This is a genomic window from Thorsellia kenyensis, from assembly GCF_042432445.1.
Taxonomy (GTDB): Bacteria; Pseudomonadota; Gammaproteobacteria; order Enterobacterales; family Thorselliaceae; genus Thorsellia; species Thorsellia kenyensis.
In genome coordinates, this window is record NZ_JBHLXE010000097.1 from 43,913 (window position 1) to 66,110 (window position 22,198).

Annotated in this window: 12 protein-coding genes; 10 read left to right on the forward strand and 2 right to left on the reverse strand. The window is 34.3% G+C overall.

Features of this window, described 5'->3' with window-relative positions:
• Positions 1-7 precede the first annotated feature (7 nt).
• From ACFFIT_RS09305 to ACFFIT_RS09350, 10 genes are all read left to right on the forward strand, one after another.
• Entirely contained in the window at positions 8-2,569 is a 2,562-nt protein-coding gene (locus tag ACFFIT_RS09305) for a beta-ketoacyl synthase N-terminal-like domain-containing protein (RefSeq protein ID WP_385877382.1), read from the forward strand.
• Positions 2,569-3,801, forward strand: coding sequence for a beta-ketoacyl-[acyl-carrier-protein] synthase family protein (locus tag ACFFIT_RS09310; RefSeq protein ID WP_385877383.1), 1,233 nt, complete (start codon positions 2,569-2,571; stop codon positions 3,799-3,801). Before ACFFIT_RS09305 ends, ACFFIT_RS09310 begins: the two co-directional genes overlap by 1 nt.
• The gene (locus ACFFIT_RS09315; protein WP_385877384.1) at positions 3,791-4,837 is read left to right on the forward strand and encodes a hypothetical protein; all 1,047 of its coding nucleotides are present in this window, start codon (positions 3,791-3,793) and stop codon (positions 4,835-4,837) included. The genes ACFFIT_RS09310 and ACFFIT_RS09315 overlap by 11 nt, the downstream gene beginning before the upstream one ends.
• Before the next feature lie 90 nt (positions 4,838-4,927).
• Complete coding sequence (locus ACFFIT_RS09320; protein ID WP_385877385.1) at positions 4,928-5,626, forward strand: ABC transporter ATP-binding protein; 699 nt, start codon at positions 4,928-4,930, stop codon at positions 5,624-5,626.
• Positions 5,613-6,317 (forward strand): hypothetical protein, encoded by a 705-nt coding sequence (locus ACFFIT_RS09325; RefSeq protein WP_385877386.1) that lies wholly within the window; start codon positions 5,613-5,615, stop codon positions 6,315-6,317. The genes ACFFIT_RS09320 and ACFFIT_RS09325 overlap by 14 nt, the downstream gene beginning before the upstream one ends.
• A 9-nt stretch (positions 6,318-6,326) precedes the next feature.
• Positions 6,327-7,652: an ABC transporter permease gene (locus ACFFIT_RS09330; protein ID WP_385877387.1), complete on the forward strand. Its 1,326-nt coding sequence runs from the start codon at positions 6,327-6,329 to the stop codon at positions 7,650-7,652.
• Positions 7,653-7,667: 15 nt separating this feature from the next.
• On the forward strand, positions 7,668-8,426 hold the full coding sequence (locus tag ACFFIT_RS09335) for an SDR family oxidoreductase (RefSeq protein WP_385877388.1): 759 nt from the start codon (positions 7,668-7,670) through the stop codon (positions 8,424-8,426).
• Positions 8,427-8,573: 147 nt separating this feature from the next.
• Positions 8,574-9,365: an outer membrane lipoprotein-sorting protein gene (locus ACFFIT_RS09340; protein ID WP_385877389.1), complete on the forward strand. Its 792-nt coding sequence runs from the start codon at positions 8,574-8,576 to the stop codon at positions 9,363-9,365.
• 235 nt (positions 9,366-9,600) lie between these two features.
• Positions 9,601-11,019, forward strand: a complete 1,419-nt coding sequence (locus ACFFIT_RS09345; protein ID WP_385877390.1) for a hypothetical protein — start codon at positions 9,601-9,603, stop codon at positions 11,017-11,019.
• Between the two features lie 18 nt (positions 11,020-11,037).
• A complete protein-coding gene (locus ACFFIT_RS09350) occupies positions 11,038-11,946 on the forward strand; it encodes an ACP S-malonyltransferase (protein ID WP_385877391.1) in 909 nt (302 codons plus the stop codon).
• Between the two features lie 533 nt (positions 11,947-12,479).
• Here ACFFIT_RS09350 and ACFFIT_RS09355 read toward each other — a convergent pair.
• Positions 12,480-13,814 (reverse strand): Glu/Leu/Phe/Val dehydrogenase dimerization domain-containing protein, encoded by a 1,335-nt coding sequence (locus tag ACFFIT_RS09355; protein WP_385877392.1) that lies wholly within the window; start codon positions 13,812-13,814, stop codon positions 12,480-12,482.
• 404 nt (positions 13,815-14,218) lie between these two features.
• Positions 14,219-21,817 carry an autotransporter outer membrane beta-barrel domain-containing protein gene (locus ACFFIT_RS09360; RefSeq protein ID WP_385877393.1) on the reverse strand — a complete coding sequence of 2,533 codons (7,599 nt, stop codon included), beginning with the start codon at positions 21,815-21,817 and terminating at the stop codon, positions 14,219-14,221.
• Positions 21,818-22,198 lie beyond the last annotated feature (381 nt).

Here is a 22,198-nt window from a genome sequence, read left to right on the forward strand (position 1 = left end):
TTTAATGATGGAATTAAAAAGAAAGAGAGTAGTCGTTACAGGAATGGGTATTTTATCATCTATTGCTGATAATGTAGAAGACTTTAAACAAGCACTATTTGATCGCAAATGTGGGATAAAACCCAGTGAAAAATATTTAGAATGGTTTGAAAATGCTAATGCTTCAGAAATATTACAAGATCTAAGCTGGCCAACGTTATCTGATGAAACTGTAAAAAGCATGGATAAAGCAGCCTTATGGGCATATCGGGTCGGTTCCGATGCCCTTAAGCAAGCCAAATTAGATGATGAACAACATAGAGAAAAAACGGCATTAATTGTTGGTGTTTCTTCAGCTGGCACAGAGGCTTTTATTCCCTTAATAGAGCACAAACTCGATCAGTTTTCATTAAATAAAGCGCTCATATCGGGTAGTTTCTCTTCATGTAGTGCCATAGTTTCATCTTTACTCGGTCTTCAGGGCGGATTTGAATTGATTGCAACAGCATGTACTGCAAGTACAAATGCGGTTGGAATGGGATTTGACTTTATCCAAAATAATAAAAATAAAACAGTCTTAATCGTCGGTACTGAACCGATTTACTTACCTACTTTTGCTGGTTTTTATGCTTTGCAAGCGATGAAAAAAACACCCTCTAGCCCATTTTCAGGATTGCCTGGGATGTCAATAGGTGAAGGCGCTGGTGCTTTATTGCTCGAGGATTACGATCATGCGGTTGCCAGAGGCGCTACTATCTATGGGGAAATTTTCTCTTATGCGACTTCTTGCGATGCCTATCATGAAACAGCCCCAGACCCGAGAGCAGAAGGTGCAGTACAAGTAATGAATAGTGCACTAAATAATGCAAACCTAACAAGTAACGACATTAATTATATAAATGCACATGGCACGGGTACAGAAGCTAATGATAGATGCGAAACATTAGCCATGAAAAAAGTGTTCCCCAATATATTAGACATCCCTATCAGTTCGACAAAATCTTACGTAGGGCATAACATTGGTTCTGCAGGGATTATTGAGTTGCTTGCTTGTTTTCTAACCCTGCCCGAAAAGAAGATATTACCAACATTAAATTTTACTGAGCCAAGATTAAATTGTGATCTTAACTATGTACCAAATGAGTTCATTACCAAAGATGTGAAATTCTTTATGAAGAATAACTATGCCTTTGGCGGGAATAACTGCTCTGTTGTTGCAGGGGTAAAATCTGATGAACCACATCTTTCAACGTACGAAGCCAAAAAAGTTTATATCACAGGTGTTGGTTCAATAACTTCTATTGCACATACATTTACAGAATCCATGGATAAATTGTGGTCTGGTGATTTTAATCAAGAGTTTCAGATAAGCCAAGTGTCGTTAGATTGCGATGTAGAAAAAGACATCAAATTATTAATTGAGTCCTTAAGTAAAAATAAAGAAGTTATGCAGTTTTGCTACGATAAATTTGGACAAGAAAATATAGAAGACTATCTTGCAACTGAAGGAGTTGTTCATAAGATTAATAACCTAGACGCTAGAAAAATCTTACGTAGGTTTGATCCTAGAAAAGCAAATCAAATCAGTACTTTTGCGCTTATCGCATTGACTCAAACGTTAACAGATGCACAAAGAAAAATAAAACGTGATGGGCATACATTGGGGCTTATCATGGGAATGGCAAAAGGCCCACAATCAACGGTAAATAAATATCTACAAAGTCTATTTCCAGATCCTACACGCGTAAGAACATCTGAATTCCCAGGTTCTTTAATGAATGCAATCTCAACTTTTTGTTCTATTTCAGAAGGAATAAAGGGATACAACACTACGTTAGCAACAGGTGTAAATGCAGGCTTAGGTGCGTTCGCATATGGCTATGAAATTGTTAGGCAAGGTTTACAACCTCAAATGCTTGTAGGCGGTGCTGATGAGAGTATGTCCACTATGGGAATCTATCTTGAGTCATTAACTAATGAATTATTGATGACAAAAGATCATAAAGATTACCAACTTTATAGTAAAGATAAGACGGGCTTTATTGCAGGTGAGGGCGCGGCTATGTTTTTACTTGAATCTAAAGAAAGCGCTTTGAGTAGAAATGCTAAAGTATATGCCCAAGTTTTAGGTTATGGTAAGTCTAATGATACTTGTTATTTTGATAAAGAAAATATTAAAAAAAGAAGTCAGGCTATGCAATCAGCAATTGCTGCAGCCTTGAAAGAAGCTAATATCACAATGGATGATATAGATTTAATCTGTGGATCAAGTGACGGTTCCTTACTACAAAATAAAATCGAAATTTCGGCAATAAAAGGAAGTTTAGGAAAAAATAAAGATATTCCAGTAGCCAATTACAATGGATATTTTGGTTTAGTGGAATCTTCAGCTGGGCTATTAAATATGCAAATATTATTAGAAACTTTCCAGCGTCAAGAAATTCTGCCTATACCATATACTCAGGAATTTCTCGATGATGAAATTAATTTTGTTAAAGTAAAAATGAAAAAAGCCATTAAAAGTGTTCTGCAATTAGGAGCAACAGAAGGCGGAAACTATTACGCTATCGTTCTACAAGGGGTGGCGTAATGCCAAAAGTTATAATCAAATCTTTCAGTGTTAATTCTGGCTTCGGAGAATCGTTTAGTGCGATGAAGTCTGGCATTGAATCAGGAAAGGTGGTAACACCAAAAAAATGGTTCAACAATAAACGTGAAGAAGAGATGATGAGACTTAATGTTAACCCTTATTACATTCCCTCAGAACGTGATAAATACTCTGATTTTGCAAATCTTTGTCAAGTGATAGATGATGCCTTATTGAAAGCTAATATGAGCCATGCGGATATTAGTCAAAAAAATGTTCGCGTATTTCTGGTTGGGAATGGCGTAAGAAGCAATAATCAGGATTATATGGCCTATCTGGACCGTAATGATCCTGAAGAGCAATTTTACAATCCTAACATAAAGAAAATGCAGGCAAAATATTTTGCTCAAGATGTTTTATCAATCGATTTATTGAGAAAATATAAACTGGCTTGGCCCCCTATATCACTTTATGCGGCAAGTAATTCTTCTATGGCTGGGATTCAACTTGCCGTTGATTTGATAAAAGGAGGTGGGATAGACATAGCCCTTATTGTTGGTTTCATGCGGGTGAGTTCCCAAGATGTCATATTTATGGGCGGTCAAGGCATTATGGGTGATCAAATTGCCCAACCTTTTAGTCTTGAGCCTAGTGTCTGTTTGCCTGCCAATTGTTCCTCAGCTTTAGTGTTAAGTAAGAAAAACAAGAATTATCTTCACTCAGAAGAAAGCATCCATATTACTACAAGTAATCATGTCCAAAGTGGTGGAATAAGGGGAGGCAACGCTTTTACTGCTGATTTTAGAACAATTGCTGAATGCATCCAAAAAACCCTTCTTGAAGCAGATTTAGACATTAGTGAGATCGATGCTTGTTTCGTGCATGGCAATGGCGTGAATTCCAGTGACAAAGCAGAGTGTATGGCGATAGAAAAAGTATTTGGCAAGATGAATCTCCCTATTTTGAGTTATAAAGGACAATTTGGATACTACATTTCTTGTGCTGGGATGGTTGATATCATGTTTATTCATGATGCATTGACATGTAATAAGTTACTCCCTATGCATGCTAAAGTAAAACTTGATGAGACGCTCTCAATGGCTATCTTATCAAATTGTTCGCCCCTCAGCCTTAAGAATGGAAATATTCTCAAATTAGGTGTCGGTTTAGATGGTTCGGTGAATGTCGCCATAATTTCAAGACTTAACCATGAGGCTGCTATAAATGACGATTAAAAATACGGGGTTAACTCTAACGAATTATTCAATACTAGAGGCTGAGAGTCCCTTTTTGCCATTTTACCCCACATGGTATAACACACATGAGGCTTCTTTGTTTAAAAAGGCGAATGACATTGCCAATGTTGATAGCTGGCTGTTTAAACGTTTTGGGGTGGATGAGTCGGTATTAAAGCAAGAAAGGGTAAGAAAAACCTCCTATAGGGAGTGGGTGAATACGCTCAATCAAACTTGCTTGAATGTTTCAAAGCAATTGGGGCCAAAAGAGTTATTTAGGTTAAATCAAGAAAAAACTGCTTTTTTCTATATAGACTCTTGGGGAGAAACTTCTACATTGGAAAATGTGAACAGTTGGCGAGATTCTTTAACCATCGATATTTTACCTAAGGCAATTATTAAACAATTCCATATCAAAGACATAACAAGCAAAATCCGCGGTGAGAGAAATGCCCTTTTACTTGGCATGTTAGCAGCACAAGATCTAATGGAATCCACGGATTATGATAATGTCATAATTTGTGGACAATACCGTGCTCATCCAATTCATGTGTTTTCTGAGTTACAGACAAATAAATTAGCTACTTCAAAAAAACAAATGACCAACAACACACAAGAAGTCGTTGAACGCGTGTGTTGCTTATTGTTTAGAAAAAGTGCTCAACAAGGAATTAACATAAAATTAGATGGTTATTCGTTGCTTGCAGATAGACCCAAAGAAAGACTCAAAGAACTGAAGATACTTCTCTGTGAGAAAGTAGACGAAAAGCAACTTATCATTACACATACACCTTTAAGCAGTCATAAAATTCTTGTAGAGCAGCTGAGAAAATTTACGATAGAAAACAGAAAAATTAATTTGGCGGCCATTAATCAGCTGTATGCTGACAGCGGGTGTTTAAATGTAGCCTCTGCGATTGAATATTTTTCACAGCAGAGTGATGTATACCCACAGTCAAAGCTTTGGGCACTAGATGGCCAATGGGGGCTTTGGCAGCTTAGTCTATCTAAAAAAGTGGGTAGGAGCAGTATTTAATTTTTTGCTTGGGACTCTTTTTATTTGTCTAATTAAAAAAATATTTGCAATTGAATTATTGTGGAATTATCCAAAAGGATTATTGTTAACATGGGAAATATATCCAAATTACCCTTAGTGCAACTGCAAGGGGTTTCAAAAGTTTTTGGCAAAAACTCAAGCGAATTGATAGCGTTAAATAATATTAATCTAACAATCAATGACACTGAATTTATTGCTTTATGCGGTCCCTCAGGAAGTGGGAAAAGTACCTTATTAAATATTATCGCAGGCATAGACTTATCAACTTCTGGAATGGTTTATCTACTAGGGAATCTTATCAATACGATTTCAGATGAAAAAGTCTCTAAACTTAGAGCAGAAAACATTGGATTTATTTTCCAATTTTTTAATTTATTACCTGTTTTAAGTGTTTTTGATAACGTTTACTATCCATTGATGCTTAATGGAATGTCAAAGCGTCAAGCGAAAGATCAAGTTATGGATATTATTGAAAATGTGGGACTGATAAAGCATTACAAAAGAGTACCAAATGAATTATCTGGTGGGCAACAGCAACGTGTAGCAATAGCTCGAGCCCTTGTAAAGCAACCTAAAATTGTTATTGCTGATGAACCTACAGGAAATTTGGATACGAAAACAGGGCAAGAGATTATCGATCTTCTGCTAGCAATGAATCAAAAAAATAAAACAAGTTTTATTATCTCCACACACTCCGAAAGTTTAAAAAATCAAGCGTTAAGAGTCGTTGAGATTCAAGATGGAAAAATAAATAATGAAACAGTTTAATCAGATGGTGAAAAGGCTGGCATGGATTCTATTGTTAATTGCAGGAATATCCACTGCGGTATCTGCAGAGGATATTCAATTAAATGCAGACACTAAAACTATTGAGCCAACCAATGATTTCAATAACGATAATTTAAAAAAACACCTGGAAAAAATATCACCTAGAACGAGCTTTCGTGAATTGGAAAATATGCTAACAGCAATGACAGAAGATCTAGCTAGTTATCCACAAAATTTGGATTCTAGAATGATGGTAGGGTATGTCTCACTATTTCTGGCTGAAAAATATTTACAGCAAAAGAATTTTATTAAAGCTGCTGAATTTTCCAAAAAAGGCTTTTATTACATAGATGAAGCCGCCGAAACTCGCGAAAATGATATTAAGAGACGTTATTTTCGACTCAGAATTGATGCTTTTATTGGAAATAGTAGTTTACGTTGCCCAGTCGCTAAAAGTGATACTGAATTTTTAGCTGGAGCATTAAGTGATTCAAGTGAATTAAAGCCCATGCTGACTCTTTTAACTGCAACTTATGCAAGTAATTGCTTAGATGAAAAAATGGCAACAGAAAAGTGGCAAAATCTGTACGACAATAAACTATTTGAAAATGAAGTGCTTGATAACGCAAAGAAAAACATTGCCCCAAAATGGCAGGACGTTGAGCTAGCTCTCTTATTTGGAAAAAATTAGGTAACTATCATGAATACAATATTATTCTATGTGAGCAACATGCTTATTCTTTACGCCCTATCCTTACTAGTAATTACATGGTTGACTAGGCCTATTGATATTGCATATGTTTTTAAAAATTTAATCAAACAAAAGAGACGATCTTCCATTACCTTAAGTGCCATTGTGCTTGGTGGCGTAGCAATCTTCATTTTTGGTGGGTTCATTAATTATTCTTACTGGTCGGTAAGAGAACAAACCATCCGAAGCAATCTTGGCCATATTCAAATATTTGCTAAAGGTGCTTTAACTAGTGGTGTTGATACTAATCTTCAATATACACTGGATAACTATCAAGAAATAAAAAAAATATTAATGCAAGATGAACAATTAAAACCTTTGATTGAAACAGTCACTGGTCAATTAAATTTTTCCGGTATTATTTCTTTTTATGATAATAGTCAATCAACATTTTTTAATGGGCTTGGAATAGAAGCTGATAAATCTCTCATATTAGGTTCGTTTGATACGGTTGTTTCAGGGAGTGATCTCTCCAAGGTTAGGCCGTTTGAAATTACCGTAGGAAGTGGACTTGCCAGTAAATTAGGAGTTAAGTACGGTGATTATGTAGAAATGCTGGTCGTGAATCCAGAAGGTGGACAAAATGCAGCATCTCATCAATTACGCGGAATTTTTAAATCTGGGCTTAAAGAATATGATGATACCTGGCTTAAGATGCCACTAGAAACAGCTCAATCTCTTATGCAGACTGAGAATGTTTCAAAGGTCATTATTGTACTTAAAGATACCGAAAATACAGATCTTGCTTATAAACGTATTCAAACATTACTTAAAGGACACAAAATTGAGGCAGATATCCGTAACTGGGAGCAATTAGCTATCAATTATCAGCAAGTTGTTAATTTTTTTGAGGGTATCTTTCTCTTTATTAAAGTAATTGTAAGCATTATTGTTATTTTTATGATAGGAAATACTTTAATGATGAATGTTGTAGAAAGAACAAAAGAAATTGCAACCCTAAGAGCACTAGGGTTGCCCAAAAAAAGAGTCCGAAGATTATTTGTACTGGAAGGTGTATTTATAGGAATATTTGGTGCTGGAATAAGTTTATCTTTAGGTATTTTTTTGTCATGGCTTATCAATTTAAATGGTTTGCCTATGAAACCTGCTCCTGGCTATACCGAGGGATACTTAGCATTCATTCTTTGGAAAGATAACCCTTCATTAATCTGGTTTACTTGTGCATTACCGCTAGTAACAGCTTTATTAGCAAGTATTATTCCATCAAACAAAGCCGCTTCATTGCTTATTGCAAAAGCATTTCGCTTCAATTAACGATAAGGACAAAAAATGACTAACAACAAAGAAACAGTTTTTATTACCGGTGCAGGTAGAGGTCTAGGCTTTGCAACTGCAAGTCTTTTAGCTCACTATGGTTACAATTTAATTCTTAATTTCCGAAAAGACCAAGGTAAGAGCCGCGCTGGATTAAATACCTTTATTGCAAATCATCCTGATACGAAAGTGACTTTAGCTAAGGCAGATATTTCTGAGCCTAGAGACATCAGTATGATGGTTAAAAAATTACAAGAAGAAGAGGGGATTGAAAAAATAGATCATATTATTTTAAATGCTGCTGCAGCGCCTTTTAAACCTTTACTAGAAATGACCAAAAATGATTGGAAGCTTCTTTTAAACACAAACCTCGTAGGTAACATCTCGTGTTTGCAAAATCTGGTTCCTATGATGAACAAAGGAGGCACAATTACCCTCCTTTCAAGTCTTGGAAGTAAAACTGTGTTAAGAGATTATCCGCTTGGGATTGTGAAATCTGCGCTTGAAAATGTCGTTAAATATTTAGAAGTTGAATTAACTGATGCTGATATTCGCGTCAATGGCGTCTGTGCTGGATATGTTAATACTGATATGGCGCCATACCTAAAAGAGTTATGGCCAGATATTTTTGCAAAAGTAGATAAAAGTAATCGCAGAATAATGATAGAACCTATTGAAATTGCAGAAATTATTGCATTTTTAATTTCAAGCAAATCAAGTGCAATTAGAGGCACTACAATCTTGGCTGATCTGGGTGTGACACTAGAGCCTTAATTTAGTAGATGACTTGTCAACACTAATGAAAACTTTAGCATGCTATTTGAAATAGTTGCGCTATTACTTAAAAAGCGATCTAATAAAAGTTTCAAACAAAAGTCACCTATTTTGTATTAATAAAAGGAGCCCTTAGCGGACTATCTTATGAAAAAATTTTATTTTAAGCAGGTTTTAATTTTTACATTCAGTGTATGTATATTCCAATGGGCAAATGCAAACCTAACTAAAAATGATGAATTAACTGCAAGCGATATAATTAAAGCAGCTGATAGAATTAGAGCACCAGATCAGCCTTTTCGCTATACACTTAATTTAACTGAGCACGCAGCAGGGAAAGTGGTCAATCAACAAAAACTGGATGTCTCAATGCGCTTTATTAAGCCTGATGAAGTGCAAGATGGAGATGCAAGAGCACTTGTTAGGTTTGTTGAACCAGTAAGAGACAGAGGTAAAGCGCTATTTTCTGATATCAATCAGATGTGGTATTTTGCCCCATCACTTAGAAGACCAATTCAAATATCAAAGCAACAACGTTTAATTGGGCAAGTGGCTAATGGTGATGTAGTTGCATCTGATATGGATTTTTCCTATAACTCTGAAATTATCTCTGAAGAGATGTGTGATCAAGTTCAATGTTATAAATTGTCTCTAACAAGAAAAAATCCAAGTGTTACTTACCCTAAGATTACCTATTTTGTAGAAAAAGATACTTTTAGGCCTTTTAAATCGGAATTTTATTCTGAATCTGGCGTTTTGCTTAAACGAGCTATTTACGAAAATTTTACGCCTGTTCTTGGTACGAATAGACCTACTAGGATAATAGTTGAAGACGGACTTAAAAAAGACAGTTACACCATAATGGATTATAGCAATGTGGCCTATGAATCACTCCCAGAAAGTTATTTTCAAAAAGATTATCTTCTTCGCTTAAACTAGGTAAGGGCAGGATGAAAACTCTAATCCATTTATATGTTGCATTTGTTTATACAGCTAAAGTAAAAGGATAATAGAAATGGGATTAAAGGTTAAGAACATCAATTTATTTGGTACTGATGATATCTTTTTATAGAAACTAATCTCATATTTTGATGGGTGAATTAATGACTGTTTGGACATTTATTTTAAAATGGAAAAACATATCACTATGGTAGATGGGTTAAAGGAAATAAGCATGTTATATAATAAGAAAAACATAAAATTTAATTCATTAAGCGTTTTTACTTTAGCAACTTTTTGTTACTCTTTTAATGCAATTGCTGATCCTACGCCAAGTCCCGACTGTTTATTTACTACAAAAAAAGTAGGGGTCGAGTTAAGTGGTAAAAAAATGTTCTCTGATTTATGGGCATTTGATGACTCATTTAACAATAATGCTTCTGTAGTAACTTATGCTGATTTAGCAACAAAATGCTCTTTGGATGAATATATTACACTCAGTGCGCAAGGAAAAGTGCTCTTTAACCGACTTTTTTCAAATCCAGGGGCATTAGAAGGGAGTAAAGAAAATACCTACGCATTTTTTAATAGTGCTAAAGCGACTTTTTTGGTTGATGATAATAATTTTGTAGATGTGGGAAAATTATTGATTGTTGGTGGAGGATTATTTTCCTACTCTCCGCTGGATTTGATTAAAAATATTATAGGTCAACCACAAGGTATGTCGCTTTTTTATGGTACAGAGTTTAATGAAAGTCCATTTAGAGAAGGATCTTATGGTGTTAGTATTTCAAATTATAATAAAACAGGTACCTATAGTTTGACTTACCTTCCTGAATTTTCCCGTGTAAGGGGGGAAGTAGAAGCTCCTGATGATTTAAGTGAGTTTGAAAGAACAAATAACAAGACACGCGTATTATTAAGCTACAGCACTGCAAATACAGAGCTTTTATCAGCAACAATATCTTTTCTTGTTGGTGACATGAAATCGATTGCAGCAGGAATCTCCCATAGCTTCAGTGATGATTCTATTTTGACTGTTGAAAGTGCAGTTCATTACGGCCCTAATTGGGATAAGGTCGATCAAAATTTTATCTCTGATGTTGAGAGTTTTGAATTTCCAGGCAAAATACTCTCTGAATATGACGATAAACTCGTTGCTGAATTTGCAATAGGGCATAGACAGACATTAAAAGATAAGTCTGAAGTGGGTATTGAATATTACCACCAAACAGCAGGTTATAGTCAAAGTGAATGGCGTGGTCTCGTAAATACGATTAAATATCTTAATGGTGACTATAGAATCTATCCTGGTCATCATTTAATTCCACAAAGTGTATTTGATAAATATGCAAAGGGCCTTGCTGCAGAACTTGATACAATCAATAGACAAAAATACTTGCTACAAAGACACTATGCAACAGTTTACTACCAAACAAATAATAACAATATAGGTGATATAAATTACTCAGCATCAGCAATGATGAACTTGGTTGATTTTGGCACGTTAGTTAATGTTCAGATTGAAAAAATATTACGAGACAATATGTTGATTTACGCTGGAATGAATTCAGCTATTGGTGAAACAGATTCAGAGTTTGCCATATTCGGTCAACGATTGAATGTATATAGTGGCTTAAACTATCAATGGTAATAATTTAAAGGAGACGTAATGTCAAAAGTAATCATGTTTTCTGGTCAAGGTAGGCCAGTTATCGGTATGGGCAAAACAATCGCTGACACAACTCAAAAGACCAAGGATATTTGGGATTGTGCGACTGATTTATCTGGTATTGATATAAGAAAGATTGCTTTTAAAGGGCCAATGCCAAAATTAATTGAGACGACAAATCAACAAGTTATCGTCACTGCAATTAATTTATCTATGTTTTCAATGCTTGAAGAGCTAAAAGATGACACGATCTATTTAGGACATAGTGTCGGTGAATTTTCTGCATTATATGCCTCGGGTGCTTTATCGCTTGAGGATACTATTAAGGCAGTTGTTTATCGTTCTCAAATAATGCATAAAATCAGCTGTGAATGTAAAGCAGGAATGTATGTAGTTAAAGATTTAAGCAAGAACGAGCTTGCAAATATTCTATCTTGTAGTGAATTTAGTGAAAAACTTGATATTTGCTGTGATAATGTAAACCATCAAGTAATTGGCGGTGAAATCAAAGATTTAAAACCCTTTTGCAATGAATTACGATGCCAAGGATATGAGGTGGCAAAACTTGATGTTAGTGGTGCATGGCATACTAAAATAATGAGTAGAGGATGCGATGAGCTTTACGATGCGCTTAAAGAAGTCACCATCAATAAGCCAAAGTATTCACTTGTCATGAATGTTTCTGGTAAGGAAGAAAACAACCCTGAGCAAATAAAAACACTCATATCTAAACACCTTATAAGTACGGTTGAATGGAAGTCTTCTTTAGAAACTTGCAGAGAAAAAGGGGGAAGAGAGTTTTTAGAACTTGGCAATAAAAAAACATTCAATAGTACTTGCGAGAGTTGTTTTTCTCCATTTAGTGATTGGAATTATAAACATTTTAATGATTTAAAGTGGGAAGTTTAGAGGTTATGGATAAATATGACTCTTTGTTGAAAGGTTGTTTTTTTAGACTAAAACCGGTCATGTTCTTCCCAAAATATAAGAATATAAAGGCTAGGGACAAGCTGATTAATTCAATTAATGCGACATTCATGCTTTATGATAGCATCTTTATATTTAAAAGTAAGACAGTCAATTTCAACGATATGCCAATAGATTGAACATTAAAGCGTTCAATTTTGAATTTTGACAGAAGTTTTTAAAAATTAATCGACTATAAGTTTAGTAATCTTCTACACTTTAATGAATAGCAGATAATTGCTTAACAATCAGATTTCGCAATAAATTTAATGGTTCAAGGAAGTTGGTTTAAACGTAAAACTGTGGTTGCGGAATGTCTATCTATTGCAAAGCATCAAAGTACAGTATCATGAAAGAAAAAAATACAAAACGAAGGTTGAAAAGTAAAGTTGAACTATTCGTTACAATTTTGACGTGATCACCTCGCTTTGTTTTGTATATGACAAAGTAAGGTGAATTTTTATATCATATAATTATTAATAAATAATTTTTTCACTGAGTAAATAGGCTGATTGTGTGGGGGTAATATTGTTTTCTCTTGCATGAGCTAGATTTTCTTTTGTTTTCATTGGCACAATTTGATCTATTTTGGCAATTAAATCAGTGTATGTTGCTTTTTTACCTAAAAAATATTCTTCAGCTCCGCACATCACACCTGCAGTATTATGCCACCATTCAATTTGATATAAGATCCCTCGTAGAGCAAGCTGATTAGCCAAATGTATTTCTTCACTTTGGCTGGTCGCTCTTAGTTGATTATTGGCTGGGCCAAAAATGATTTTAAAGGGTAACTTGTCAATATTATCTTCATGAATTATTCCACCCATAGCACATGGACATAAAATATCAGCAGTAGTTGATAAAATCATATCTGGAGCAATCGCAGTAATATTAGCATTTGGATATTTTGCTTTAAATTGGATCATTCTTTGATCATTTATGTCACTAATGATAAGTTTTGCTCCTGCCTCAATAAGATGTTCTGCCATATACCAACCTACAGCACCTAATCCTTGGACAGCACAAGTCAAATTTTTTAGTGTTTTCTGCTCATCGCAAAAGTAGTGCTTAACCGCTTCTTTGAGGGCAATAAAAGTACCATAAGCAGTTGGCTTACCAGTTTCACCAAGAGGGGCATTTGGCCCCCCAGTGAATTGCACTGAAAAATATTGACTCATTACATCCGCCATTTCGGTGGGGAAATTCATATCAGGACCTGTCATGCAACGGCTTCTATCGAGTGCAAATGCTAAAAAACCCATAGCATGAAGATCACTCATATCTAGGGGATCCATATGAACAGTGGTTTTACATCCACCGAAATTGAGTCCTGCAGCTACATTTTTAAAGCTCATTGCTCGGCCTAAATTTAACCCATCAATAATGACATCAATTTCTGGTTCATCCAATCCATGTCGCCTTATACCACCTGCCATAATTGCATGTGATTTATTATTAATACCAAGTCTTAGGCTGTGTTGATTGCATATAAAACGAATATTTCTATTCTCTAGAAAATAGCATTCGATACCATGATGTTTACCTGCGCGAATTAGTTGCTTTATTTCTTCAAGATATGCATATGAGCCATATTTTTTAAATAAATCCTCGACTTCTAAAGTATTGAGATATGTTGCCCCGCTATAATAGAGGGTATCAGCATAAAAGTTTTTATTATATAGACTAAAATCTAATAGGCTATCCCACTCTTTGGCGGCAAAAAGGGAAAAATGGTTAGTTTGGTGGTCATATCTTATTTTTAAAGAAGTTAGACCTGCTTGGGCTAATGGATAGAAAAGACTTTGCTGCATAAAAACTCCAAATAATTTAAAAGGCGTAAATGTTTTATATATTTTAGCTTATCGCTTTTATCTGATTGTTATTCTTAATAAACAATATATTAGTTTATAGTAGTAAATTTTACATTTAAAAAGTATATATGTGAAAAAACTAATCCTATTATACAATAAGTAATTAAGTGAATGTTAAGATTAAATAATTGACACAAAATAGCACATCAATCCCAAACTTAACTAATTCCAATAAAATATATTAGAAATATTGATTGTGATAATCACGATTAGTGAGCAGTTCAAAGTCCCGAAGTTAAAAAATTATTTATAAAATCTTTTAATATTAAATAAAAAAAACGCCTTATTGTAAGATAAGGCGTTTAAACACAATACTAAAAAATATGCTATTTTATAGAGAGGTATTAGAATTCATAGCGAAGTCCTATCGTACCTTTTACGTTGCTATAGTCATTTTTACCTTGCTGCGTATTAACTTCTGCAAAGGTTGACAAATTAGAGGGCATGTTTATATTTATCCCTAATTTAAGGTCAAAAATATCAGATGGTTTATCAGAAAAATAACGCTTATCATCGAAATTAATAGCAGCTTTTACGTCATCATGAATCCAATTAATCCCGGTATAACCAGTCAATTGCAACTGACTTTCTGTCAAAGTATTGTAGCGAATTTCTGTCCCTAAACGTGTCACTAAACCATCAACAGTAGGGTGGGTTATTAGGGTGCCATTACTTTCTAATATATCATCAGCGCGATGTCTTTTGTAGGTTATTTGTGTTTGTGGGATCACATCTACATATTGATTATCCTCGGAATAAACAGTTAAAGGAAGCCCACCTTCTAAAGAGACTGCAAACGCGTTGGCATCATATGTTTGTGCATCACTTACATCTTGTCCAGCTACTTTATTACTTGCCCAGCTATATTGTAATGAACTATCAATATAAGCTGGATTATGTAAAGAAAATGCGTTGGTTAAATAAGTACCATATGTACCAATACGATAGTTGTCTTGGCTTGTATTTGCCACAAAATCAGTCACATCACTCGTATTACTTGAATGGCCAGAACCAATTGCACCAAATAAGCCTGAAGTAAATCTGCTATTAGAATTATCTATTTCAAAAAGATCACTACCAATTTCCACATATGAACTGTAAAGTCTTTGACTGATAGTATTAGCTGCACGACTATCTGTAACACTCCCAACAATTTTACCCCATACCGGACTGTTTGGATCTTGTTTAATTTGATTGATTCTATCACTGTAGCTATTATTTATCGTAGCAATTGCCATGTCCACATTGGCCAAATAAGCACCAATCTCAGGACGTATCGCCATCAAATTAGATTGAAGAACCCAATTTGTGTCTTGTTGAACTAACTGATAATCGTAACTGCCTGCAACCACTCTATTACCCAAAGCAAAAGTGCCTGCTGAATTGCCATTAATCGTGATTAATTCTATTCCTTTTTGAGTTTGAGCACCTTTTCCACCTGCATTTTGTACATAGACTGTAGTATGACCACTTGTATTACCATTTATAGAGAGTTTATCGGTGATAGAGTCATCACCTGCTAATACTGTGTTAAAAATTAAATCACTTCTTGCATCATAGTTACCTTTGACGATCAAATTATTACCGACCTTTGAACCAGCTAAGGAAACAATATTAAAGTTATTTAGGTTACCATTAATTTCTAACACTTGCATGTCATCACTGATATCTGCAGCGTTACCTACCAATAATATACCCTCATTAGTTACATCACCTAAAATAGAACCTGCACCACCAGCGAAAGCATTGTCTCTGATATCAAGTGCTTTGATCATTGCATCGTTACCAGATAATATTAAAGTACCAGCATTTACTGAAAAAGTCTCAAGTTTTGAAAAATCTTTCGCTATTCTCAAGATCCCATCACCTAGTTTATTGATTAGCCCTGTACCGGAAATGTTTTGAGAAAGTTCTTGATCAAGGCCGGTTAAATTAATGCTTAAACTGCCATTGTTATTTATTGATGCTTGACCTATATTTTTTAGGTTATTTAGGGTGAGTTCACTATTGGAATCAATATTAAATATACCTGCAAATTTTTCACTAATACCATCAAGTGTTGCTTTACTGCTAACTAAATTGACATTTCCTTCACCAGACAATGCATTTTTAACTAATGAAGTCGCTGAATTTAACTCAAGCGTAGCCCCGTTACTGAGATTTAATTGGCCAGAACCAAGATTAGCTTTTTCATTTAAAACCACCATTGCATCTTTCGCAAGATTAACTGCTGCCGTTAAGGTGTTATTTTCTCTATTGAATGTAAATTCTCCAGAGTTAATATTAAATGTCCCAGCACCTGCCAAAGTGCCATTTATTGCAGATACTTTATCATTTGAACCATTGAAATTAAGTACACCATTATTTATATCTAAACGACTAGTATCATTTAAGTCGATAGAAGTGATATTTTGTGTTTTACCATTTAGGTCAAAAACTGCATCTATCACAGTAATACTTCCAAATTGACTAATTGAGTTATCTGCACCTAGCTGAATTGAACCATTTCTTAAAATAGATCCACCAGTGTTATCATTTTGGCTGTTAGAGATAATAAGAGGTTTATCACTTGCACGTAATTCCACAGACCCTTCACCCGTGATTCGAGCCAAAAACTGGTTATAACTTGATCCAACTGCATCAATAATAAGTTTATCTATTGATTCAACTTGAGTTAACAAGTAAGTGACATAAAGACCATTTTGTTTTAATGACTCATTAATAGTTTTGTCAGCAGCAATACCGATATAATCATAAGTGGCGTTTATTTTATTTTTGTGACTGTCATAAATTGGTTTCTTGATATTTTCACGACTTTCACCATCAACGGTCAATTTTAATATTTGACCTGGAGTCGAAACAGTTTCAGATTTTACAACAAGAAAACCTGTTGAGGGATCTAACCTATTTTGTTCTAGTAGATTTTTTTGTACATCGGTTGCATTAGGTTCTGCTAACTTTGCACCAATTAAATTCACTTTCCCACTATTCATAGAGTTATCAACACTCAAGTTAGTAACACTAAGCACATGTGGTGTCGTTGGGTTTTGCATAGAAATACTTAATTCACCACCAAAGATATCTAAATTATTTATTTCGTGATCAGATCCAATATTTGCAACACTTCCTGTTCCTAATGAGAGGGTCCCCTTAGCGATACCCTTGCGGTTATTCTCATCATCAAGATCGAATATAGCGTTCGTTAATGCCAATGTTCCTTCGAATCCATCACTATCTTGATTTTGACTGAAACTGAATTTATTGCCTTCAGTATCGATATTGATTAGTCCGTTACCTTTAAGTGTGTTATTGATAGTTGTGTCAATATTATTCTTAAAATTTAATGTACCCTCTATATTGTATTTCGCATTACCTAAGCTAGATGCTAGATTCAAAGAAGCATTAGTATGAACATTCATTTGGCCTTTGAAGGGTAAAATATTTTCTAAAGTAATGTTCTTTCCATTGATGTTCACGTTGCCATTACCTACAATAGCATTTTTAAATGAACTATTTACAAAATCTAGTGATAGGTCACTATTAACTGAAATAGTTCCAGTACCAGCTGCAGTAGCCGATTTTAGCACTAGTTGACCTTTTTGTAAGTCAGTGCCTCCAGTGTATGAATTATCACCTAAAAGTGTTGTTTTACCTGTTGAATTGACTACAACGTTACCAGTCCCTGAAATGAGCTTTGAAAATTCATAATCACTGTCTTTAGCAAAGATAAGTTTTGAATTATTGATAATATTTGATGTCAAATCGGCATTTTTAATCAAAGTCATACTACCAGAGTTAATGAGTGTATCCCCGGTATAGCTTTGGGCATTTTCAATAACAAGATTACCCAGACCTTCTTTGGTTAGAGAACCTGTACCTGTGATAATTGCATTGTAAATCGCCTCTGAATTGTTATTAAAAAGAAGTTTACCATTGTTTAGAACATTGCCTGAATAACTTGCACTAGCTTCTCCATTGCCTATTTGAAGCGTACCATTACCTTCAATGGTTGTTTTACCTGTGAATTTATTGTCACCAGCTAAAACTACATAATCTGAGACAGTTAAAGCTCCTTTGTCATTACCGGTGAATGTGCCATTGAAATTAGCTGAGGTTAAGTTTAATTCACCATTGTTGATGTCGAATTGACCACCTCCTGTTAGATTTAGTAGTGTTAAAGTAGAATTCAGCATATCTACTTTAGCGTTATCTGTAATAGATAATTCACTTGTATTACCCAAGGCATTATTTGCCCCCAATTGCAAAGTACCACTTGTTACCACAGTTTTACCTGAATAACTATTCTTTTCATTGTTGATGCTAATTGCTTGATTATCTTTAGCTTGTATTTCAATTCCGCCAATACCTGAGAGTAAGGCATTGACACTATTACTGTTGCTGTTTTGATTATTAAATACAACATTCGTTTTAGAAATAAGTTCTTTTAGAAGCACGTCAACATAAATACCAGGACCATTAGCGCCATCAATCGAGCTAAGGGCAACATAGTCGTAAATAGTATCTACCAGATTACCGAAGCCATCACTTACATTAGTAAACTGAATACCTTTAAGTCCATCATTACCATCGATAGATAATTGTAATTGCTTATCACCATTGTTGATTGATGTTGCGCTTATCAATTGAATCGCTTTACCAGAAAGTGAGCTGTCACTGTCTAGGAAGTTTGTTGAAGTTTCAACAGTTGATTGGGTTGGACGGTTTAAATTGATTAATCCGGCAATATTCAATGTTGAATTATTTAAACTGTCAACATCAAGATTTTTTACTGTTAATAAAGGTGAATCTGTAGGTCCATTTAAGGAGAAATTCAAATTGCCCCCTGCAATAGATAAATCACCTATAGTAGTATCTTTATCAATATTAACTACACCACCTTCATTTAGGATTAAATTCGCATTACTTAATGCAGATGTATTATTTTCATCTAATTTAATTGTACTGTTATTTAGGGCTATGTTGCCACTGAATGTATTGACAAGTGTGTTATTAAAATTGAAATAATCTGCATTATTAATAGAAAGCGTCCCCATTCCTGATAATGCGTTATTCAGTGTGTTTACCCCATTTAAAGAAAGAAGTCCATTATTGGTAATTGTACCAGAACCAAATCCCCCCTCCAGTGAGGTATTAAGTTCCCCAGAATTATTGATTACCCAATTGCCATTGAAGTTTTTATTGTTATTTACTAAATTGATTTTTCCATTCAATGAAATGTTACCAGTGCCTTCAATCGTATTATTGAAATCACTGGATGAGTTATTCTGATTTGCAATAGTTAAATGAGCACTATTAAGATTAAATAGGGTACCTGTCGCAGCACCTAAATCGTTAAGGCTTAGGTTAGAATTTATAATATTTGCTATTTGGAAATCTAGCCATAAATTATCTAAGCTCAAATTAAATGTCTCGCCATCTAACCCATTTTTCATAGATAAGTTCAGTATATTTGCTCCAGCACCTGCATTTAATTGCTTGTTTACTGAGGAGGTAGTCAAGTTAGTTAAATTAAAAACATCATTACCGCTACCTGTGGTAATGATGTCATTGATCAAAGCGGAATCTATTATATTTACAATGTTGTCACCATTAGCCAAATCAAAAGATAAATTACTAGTCGTATTATCTTTTAATGTTAATATATCTATGGCATCATTACCTATATATTGACCCGTAACATTAGATTTACCGCCTAAAGTTATATTGTTTGGACCTTGGAGAAGTGTAATGTCGCCAAAGTAAATAGCATCATCATAAAAATTAAGAGAGGTATTTGCCGTTTGAGATTTGATATTTCCTGTTAGTGATCCTGTAAGATTATAAGTAGTATTTCCTTGATTATTTATCTCAACATTGCCTATAATTTCGCCAGTTTGATTGACGACTTTATCATTTATACCACTAATCAACAGCGCATTTTTACCAGTGCCATTAAACTGAAAATTATCATTTATTGTCAACTCTGATGTATTTGCGCTATCCAAATATTTTAATGCATAGCCAAGAGCATTCTCTGACATATTAATCGTAATAGTTTTATCAAAATCCCATCCACCATTCAAAGTAAGCCCATTCGCCTCATCTGAGACATTTAACGTAAGTTTCTCAATAGTCCATGATGCTAAATCATCTGCAGTTACTAAAATACCAGTTGCTTTTTCTGATGCATTGATAACTAAATCATCTAGAGTTAATTTCCTTAAGCGATTCAAGCCTGTTGATTGGTTTTTAGCATTAATTGTACTTTCTCGAAGTGTGATAATGCTATTGTTATCAGATATAATGCCACTCTCAACTTTATTATTTAAAGTAAGTATAAGATTCTTTATGTCTGTTATACCTTTATTAAGAATCGATAGCCCAGCAGTACCATTAGAATCTAGTGTAATATTTCCACCTGATATTTTGCTGTTAAGATTACCAGATACTAAAACACCAATACCAGAATTTACATTGATATTGCTGTCAGTTAAATTCAGGGATAAGTCTGTGGCATTTTGAGTGTCAGCCGTCAGACTGATACCATTGATGCTACTATTGATTGTCCCTTTGTTTGTAATTTCGTATGAACCTTGCCCACTTTTTGTTGAAAATAAAATACCATTTTGCGCATTTATATTGCCGTTGATATCATTTAAAAGTACTAGATCTCCTGTTCCATTCATTGTTGTCACAATACCATTCGCATTTGTTGCATTTAAAGCAGCATCACTACGAATATAAACATTACCGTCAATATTATTGTTTTTGATAACCTTAATTCCTGCGCTATTAGCTCCGGTATAAGCTAACTTAGAACCTGTACCAATATTCAAGACAACATCGCCACTTGTTTTGCTTCCATTACCAAGGCCGCCACTGTTATCACCACCTAAATTACTGATACTGTCTCCGATAAGAGCTTCTCCATTATAATTAGCAAGATCTAGCACAACACCCTTATTAAAACCAGTAACATCATCATAAGAACCAAGCTCTAAACCGTTATTTGAGCTACCAAAGGTATTTGTGGAGGTGTGTAATTTAAATTTAGCTCCATCATGCATGACATACTTATAAGCGCCATTGTTATTAGTTGCACCAAGGGTAAATTTGGTGACTTTAGCCGATAAGTCAGCTGTGCTTTCAAAAGTCATTATGTTATAGTCATTAGCAACATTTGACCAAAACACAGTATTGTAAGCACCTTGTGCACCATCTGTAAATATGTCAAATTTACCTTTAAAACGCAGAGGACCACCTTGGACTATTTGATGGTTTACGTCGTAGGTAAAATTGAGCTGCTTATTAATATCCCCAAAGATAACCTCAGCTTTAGGGTTGCCCAAAGCAGAAGCGCCAGCAACCCCCATGATGGCATACATACTATTAGAAAATTCATCTATTTTATTAAATTCAATATCTATTGCAGCATCTTTATCTACTCGAACAACAGCTTCTAAAGCCGCTTCGGAAGAAACTAATTTTTTAAAATTTTCAAAAGTGAAAGAACCTTTTTGTTCATTCCATTCCGCAGGTGTACGAGTAGCAAAATTAAAATCGAATGTTGCAGCATCTAAGCTAAAACCGTTACCATCAATAACGATATTTTTTCTGTTCGATTCGACCATTTTTACAAAAACATCACTTGTTAATTTAATGTCATTTGCTAGCACTAAACGAGTAATTTTGCTACTTGTATTATTTAGAACCGCATTCAAATCAGCCGTATTTTTAACAATTGTGCAATTCATTTCAATTGAGCACGAATCCGTAGTTACAGCAAGTACCTCTGAATTTGATATGCCTAGAATGCCTAGACTTAATATTGCATAGCCTAGAGATTTTGTCATATTCAATGATGGACGCCTGTAAGTATTGGTGTTCAAGCTTGTGGATGAAAAATGATTATTTATTAAAGTGGCTATTTTTGTGCGTTTCATAGTTTTCCCTAAATGTTGGCTGTAAGTATAAAAAATTGTTTAAAAATATTAAGGCTTTAAAGGATTAAAGTGTTATGGTATTAAAGTGATAAAGCGATTGTATATTGTTTATCTTTCATTTTACTTATATTTTAATGAGTTAGAAAGGTTTTTAGTGTAAAGTAAGGATAAGATTTATTTAAATTACCCACATAAAAGACAACAGAATTTACATTTTGAAATTTTGAATGCATAAAAATCATGCATATTCTTTTAAAGGCATTGAGGATGTGGGATTTTATTCTGTAAAGAAAAGTAAATGAAAGCTGATTAAAAGCTTAAAACAATAAAAGTCAGTCGTATAGGGATGTAATTAATTTAAAATTAGTTATATACTTTAAT